We start from the raw sequence: 6,439 nt of genomic DNA on the forward strand, positions 1-6,439 counted from the left end.
ATATAACTTCCCCAAATTAAAATCTTCAGAAATTGTCTATCACCGCGTTCTGCTAAAATTGCGGATAAAGTCATAGTTAAAGCTACTGCGGCAAAAATAATCTGTAACTCGGCTTTGTCTAATGTTCTGCCCCCAAAATAAATACTACTGGCAGAGGCTACTACCGCCAATATCGCTAAACTCGTTACCCAAGCGCGGGGATAGCCTGAGAATAAGGGGACATTTTCCATCTGGGCTAATTGAAACCCAAAAGCTAAAGCCAAACTAGGGTAAATGGGGAATATATACCAGGGGAGTTTAAAGCTAATGAGAGAAATAATTAATAGATAAACACCACACCAGATAATAATTAATTTTGCCCAACTTAAGTTATTATTTTCCCAGGTAATGCGGATAGTTTGGGGGAGAAATATCAACCAAGGCCATGTCCATTTGGCGATTTCTAAAAGATAATACCAAGGTGCTTGGGATGTGCCATTATTAATGGTTTGAATATGGCTTAAAGATGTATTGATATCAATACTGAAGGGATACCCATAGTGCCATAATTGCAACCCATACCAGCAGCATACAGGTAGACAACCGATAAAAATACCTATCCAGAAATAATAACTTGTGAGTAGTCTGGGTGTATCCCAAAAAAGAAAGACTAAAACAATTGCACCTAAATAAATACCCATCATGCCTTGAGTTAGACAGATTAACCCAAAACTAATGCCTACACCTAAGCAGTAACGTAAATCCCGCCGCGATCGCAAGACAAACCACATCATCACAATTAAAAAACAGGCAACTGCCCCATCTAACATTGCCAACCTGCCATAACGTACCACAGGCAGCATTGTTAAATAAATCAAGGAACTATAAATAGCTGCCCAACGTTGACGAAATATCTCCCTTCCTAGACAATATAAGCAAGGTACAGAAGTTGCTGTCAAAATTGCACCAGGTAGGCGCGTTGTCCATTCATTGACACCACCCAGATAATAAGCCCCAGCAATTAACCAGTGCATAAGTGGCGGCGTGTGATGATATGGTTCACCTCCCAAAGTGGGGTAAAGCCAGCGCATTGAATCTACTGGGGCTTGCCAAATTTCCCGCGCTACCCTAGCTACGGTTGCCTCATCGCCATCTTGTAAGGGCAAACCTCCAAGATTGATACTAAACAAAATCACCGCTGCTAATAACAATAGGATTAGCCATAGCCAATCAATCTTTTTTTCAATCACACGATGCTGTTTTTCTAGATGAGTCCAAACAAAGCTTCCTTCTTGCATATTCTATGCGAATCTTATAACTGCTAGGTTTAATCACATAGAGATCAAAGCGAATCTCCAATGTTGCCATCTAGGAACAATCTATATTCAAAGACAATGGCTAAATCCCAAATTAGCTCAATTTCTCATGAATAGAGATAATTTTTTGGCGAAGATTTTCTTATTGATTTTTTAAGGAAGTTTACAAGCATCTTTACGATTAAATGATATAAATACTACCATTAGCATTTAGTCAACTACCCCGAAGGAGAATGTCAATGAACTTACCTTTTATTTTAGATGTGGCACTGGGTTTAGTTTTTATTTACTTAATTTTAAGTTTACTGGCTTCGGAAATTCAAGAACTATTGACAACCGTACTGCAATGGCGGGCTGAACACTTGAGAAGATCAATTGAAATTCTTTTAGCTGGTGATGCTCAAACTTCAGAAAATCCCGAAATAATTCAACTTGTCAATAAAATTTACGGTAATCCTTTAATTCAAAGTATTAATCAAGAGGCGAAAGGTTTATTGGCAACTTTACCTCGGAAAGCGACTTGGGCAATTGGCTCATTCTTTAGTCTGTTTAGAAAGTCTAGTTCTAGATTTAAAAAAGAAACTGTGTTTGGTGATCAAAAACGTAGTGCGCCTTCCTATATTGGTGGTGAAAATTTTGCTAATACTTTTATGGATACACTCCAACTGCCAATATTGGTACAAAAATTAACTGAAATTAGGTTGGAGCAATTCAAAGCTGAACGGTTAGATGATGTTAGACAAATTTTGATCCAGTTACAAGTTTACATTAATAACCAGGAGCTATCTAGTGAATTTGCCACCAATATTGCCGCAGATTATAGACGGTTGGAGTTAGAATATAACCTGATTATTGATGAATTCAAAAAGGATAAATATGATATCTACATGGTGATAAATAGGATGGGAGATAGCCTAGCTAAATACATAGAAAGTTTTGCAGCAACTATAGCCAATCATGAATATATTTTAGATAAGCCTTTGCGGGAACTAAAATTCTTAAGACAAGATATTTTTGAAAATGCAGAAAAAGCTATAGTCATAGGAGGCTTAAAACCTAATATTAATGAAATCGTCAAATCTATCAAGAAAGGTAGTGATATTCATGGTGAAGTCATAGCAGCTATCCAAGATAAAGATAGTGAAACTTATAAGAAAGTTAAAGAACTGATTGATATTTTGCCAAATTCTGTAGTTGATAGCATTGAAACTATGGCAAAACGCGCCCAGATGAAGGCTAAAAGCACGGAGGAAGGTATTACTCTTTTGCGAAGAGAAATTGAAAATAGTTTTGATAGCTCAATGGAAAGAGCCGGTGGTGTTTATAAACGTAATGCTAAAGGAGTGGCAATTATCATTGGCATAACCTTAGCTATCACAACCAATGCCGATACTTTTCATATCATTAACCGTTTATCTAAGGATTCTTTATTGCGGGAAATAATTATTAACCAGGCTGTAAAAGTAGCACCACAAGGCTCTAATCCTTCAGATATCAATAAAATAGATCCTAACGAGATTTTAAAGGAAGTTGAATTACCAATTGGTTGGACAAGTGCTAACATACAACAGCAAATCAACAGCACAAAATATAGAGTTAATGGGTTGCCTGTTTTCAGTGTTTTAAGTATGATTGCTGGTTGGTTTGTCAGTGGTATCGCTATTGCGATGGGTGCGCCTTTTTGGTTTGATTTACTAGGAAAAGTGATGAATGTCAAAAATGCAGGTAAAAAAGGCAAACAGTCCCCCAAAAATCAAGATGAATAATCAATGATTCAGATCCCCGACTTCTTTGAGAAGTCGGGGATCTTGTGGTTTAGAAAATAAAAATTATTTGTACATCCCATTCTCTATTTTGGCGGATAATTTGAATTTGTTGGATAAATTCACGGAAGTAAAATCTTCGTTCTACCTCTGATAAATCGAGCCAAAATTGGGGAATAGAGACAGCTTCAGCTACAGAACGCAAATTCACAGGAGGAAGAATTGCTAACTTGGCTTGAAGTTCGGAAATTTCTGTGCGAAGTTTGTAAGCTCTTAATTTTGCAGTTTCTATATCTAAAATCCCCGTTTCTATGAAAGTGGGTAATTCCTGGAGGATTTGTTGCTGACGAGATATATCATTGCCTAAACTATTTTTAATTGCATCTAATTGGGGAAAATTTATCCCGGCGACAGCTAAAGGTAAATCTTGACAAACATGATCAATGGTTTTTTCTAAAACTACTTGGTAAGGGATAGCACGACATTTAGGCTGTTGAGGACATTCGGTTGGGCGTAAATATAAATACTTTTTATTATGATGACGCTGGGTAACACTGGTGACAATCATCTGTGACTGACATTGATGGCAAATGACTAAACCAGCTAAAGAACGGGGCGCACTAGCTGTCCGCGATGGTAAGCGGCTGTTGCGTCGTAATATTCTATCAATTTGCGCTGCTTCCTCTCTGGATATAATTGCCGCATGAGTATTAGAGATAATTTCCCTGTTTTGATAGGCTGTATCACCGCGATAAACTGGATTAGTTAACCACCGTCTAGCTGTAGTGACAGAAATATTTTTACTGTATTTTTTACCTATATAACGGACGGTAGCACGGACAGAACCATAGAGTAAAAAATATTCAAAAAAATCTTTAACAACGGGTGAGGTAGTGCGATCAATAATATATTTACCCTGTCCTCTCCGGTAGCCATAGGGGGATTTTCCCGGTGGTGGTGAGGTTTCTAGGCGATTACGAGCGTGTCCCTGACGAATTCGGCGGCTACGTTGTTGATATTGAATTTCTGGTAATAATTGTAGTAGTTCGGCGGGGATTTGACTAGATTTGGAAGCATAGGGTTGTTGTGTCGTAATGACTATGACTCCCATTGTTTCTATTTGATTAAGGCGATCGCTCACTTGGGATAAACTATCACCTAATTCTTCTAATCGGCGCAGCAGTAGATAATCTACAGTTTCAGTTTGACAATCAATTAATAATTGTTGTAATTGGCTGCGTTTTCCTAAATCTTCATAAATTTTATCTACTTCCCAACCCCAATCATCTGGGCTGGGAACAGTATCTAATAATGGATCAGTATAAATATAAACAATTATTTTCATGGGGAGAAATAAGGGAGAATTGGATCTTTTCCTCAATTATTAATTGCAAAAACTCGATTAATCTCCTAATTATGCAATACTGATGACATTTTCTGCGGTGTTTTATAGACTGTGAGTCTGCAAACTGATATTGAAACAACAAACTTTTTGTTGAAAAATACAAAAGCAAAAGATCACAATTTATCAGTGATTAGATATAAGTAGCTTGGCACAATTAAATGTAAAACCTCTCCCCTACCTCTCCCTAACCCTCTCCTCTTAGGAGAGGGGTAAGTTTTATAGAACGGAAAGGAATTACTTTTATTAAGTAGTGAGACAGAATTAATTACACAATGTCATGGCGTTAGCGCAGCGTGGCGTTAGCCATATGGAACGAAGTGAAATGAAGCAATTCCAAGGGTTGTGATTGCTTCCCTTCCCTCGCAATGACTGTAAATATTTTTGTCCAATTACTTACTGGAGAGGCTTTGACTCACCCTTAACGGGTAGGGAAGGGGGTTGGGGGGTTAGGTTTATATTTTTTAACGCCCACTTACTTCCTCTAAAATTCGTCATCCGTTTCATAGACATGATAATATGAATTCCCTTCCAGTTGACATAGTTGAACCACTGGATATTCAGACTTCCAATCTCGACTCTTCACTAATTAAACAGTTTCCTAAGCAATTTACTAAAAACGATATTCGTACCAGTTTACAAGCTTCTACGGCAGATGCTATTTTTGCATCTATTTTTTCTTTGAGTACGGGGGGAATTTTAGTCAGTAATTTGTTAGTCGAGTTGGATGCTACTCCAGTGATATTTGGAATGCTATCCTCAATTCCCATGCTGGTAAATTTGGTTCAACCTGTGGGCGCTTACATTTCCGAACAGACTACCAGTAGATTAAAGTATTCTCTCTTAACCTTTGGAACTTCTCGTTTATTATGGCTAATTCTGGTAATTGGTATTTTCGCTAATAATTCCAGTGTCCTAAATTCTCAACAATTGGTAGTATTAACACTGTCAATTGTTCTTTTTAGTCATCTTTTAGGAGGATTAGGAAGTGCATCTTGGCTAAGTTGGTTAGCAATTATTGTTCCCCGCAGGTTACGAGGGAGATATTTTGGGATTCGGAATAGTGCTTGTCATCTGACGAATTTAATATGTATTCCTTTAGCGGGATTAGTAATATCACATTGGTATGGTGGAACTATCCAAGGTTATGGATTAGTTCTATCTTTAGGGACTATTTGCGGGATTCTGAGCTTGTTTTGCCAGTATTTCCAAGTAGATGTCAATCCACAATTACAAAATCAGTATAGTTTAAATGGTTGTGAAAGTCCTCCTGAAGATATTTGCCAAGAAAAAACTAATTGGACTAGTATTATTGGGGAGAACTCTAAATTCTTACTATTTCTACTTTATTTCAGTATTTGGATGTTGGCTGTGCATTTGAGCGCACCTTTTTTCAACTTCTATTTATTAGATACTTTAGATTTAGATGTGACTTTAGTAACTATTTATAGCAGTCTTCAGACTGGGGCAAATCTGTTAGTGTTGATTTTATGGGGGAAATTAGCTGATAGAATTGGCAATCGTCCCATTCTCATCTGTGTTGGCGTTTTAGTCGCAATTACACCATTATTATGGTTAGGAATTGGTAATCATCAACTTGATTTTTGGCTATGGTTGCCGCTTTTACATATTTTCACTGGCATCACTTGGGCAGGTGTTGATTTATGTAGCACTAATATGTATCTGGGAATTGCTCCTGTGAGGAATAAATCTATCTATTTTGCCATTGTTGCGGCTGTAGGGGGGGTAAGTGGAGCTTTAGGTACAACAATCGGCGGTTTTATTGCCCAAAGTCCTAATTTTGGCGGTTTATTAGGTTTATTTGCCCTTTCTAGCCTGTGCCGACTATTAGGGCTACTTCCCCTGATTTTCGTCCAAGAACCGGGCAAGTAGGAGTTCTGAAGAATGAAGAATGAAGAATGAAGAATGAAGAATGAAGAATGAAATTTCTCCCCTACTTCCCCTACTCCCCCTACTCC

4 protein-coding genes are annotated in these 6,439 nt (G+C 37.7%); 2 read left to right on the forward strand and 2 right to left on the reverse strand.

What is annotated here, in order from left to right; genetic code table 11:
* On the reverse strand, positions 1-1,277 hold a 1,277-nt coding region (locus tag IQ228_RS18315; RefSeq protein WP_193963844.1), incomplete at its 3' end, for a glycosyltransferase family 39 protein.
* 257 nt (positions 1,278-1,534) lie between these two features.
* Here IQ228_RS18315 and IQ228_RS18320 point away from each other — a divergent pair.
* On the forward strand, positions 1,535-3,061 hold the full coding sequence (locus IQ228_RS18320) for a hypothetical protein (RefSeq protein WP_027402007.1): 1,527 nt from the start codon (positions 1,535-1,537) through the stop codon (positions 3,059-3,061).
* 49 nt (positions 3,062-3,110) lie between these two features.
* Here IQ228_RS18320 and IQ228_RS18325 read toward each other — a convergent pair whose 3' ends face one another.
* Entirely contained in the window at positions 3,111-4,403 is a 1,293-nt protein-coding gene (locus tag IQ228_RS18325; protein ID WP_027402006.1) for a recombinase family protein, read from the reverse strand.
* Positions 4,404-4,979: 576 nt separating this feature from the next.
* On the opposite strand from IQ228_RS18325, the gene IQ228_RS18330 reads away from it, so the two are divergent.
* Positions 4,980-6,353 (forward strand): MFS transporter, encoded by a 1,374-nt coding sequence (locus IQ228_RS18330; RefSeq protein WP_193963846.1) that lies wholly within the window; start codon positions 4,980-4,982, stop codon positions 6,351-6,353.
* Positions 6,354-6,439: the final 86 nt, after the last annotated feature.

This window comes from Dolichospermum sp. LEGE 00246 (genome assembly GCF_015207865.1).
Classification (GTDB): domain Bacteria; phylum Cyanobacteriota; class Cyanobacteriia; order Cyanobacteriales; family Nostocaceae; genus Dolichospermum; species Dolichospermum heterosporum.

Excerpts from the sequence above, each read along its gene's own strand:
- IQ228_RS18325 (WP_027402006.1), bottom strand. The coding sequence starts at position 4,403 with ATGAAAATAATTGTTTATATTTATACTGATCCATTATTAGATACTGTT.
- IQ228_RS18320 (WP_027402007.1), top strand. The coding sequence starts at position 1,535 with ATGAACTTACCTTTTATTTTAGATGTGGCACTGGGTTTAGTTTTTATT.
- IQ228_RS18330 (WP_193963846.1), top strand. The coding sequence starts at position 4,980 with ATGAATTCCCTTCCAGTTGACATAGTTGAACCACTGGATATTCAGACT.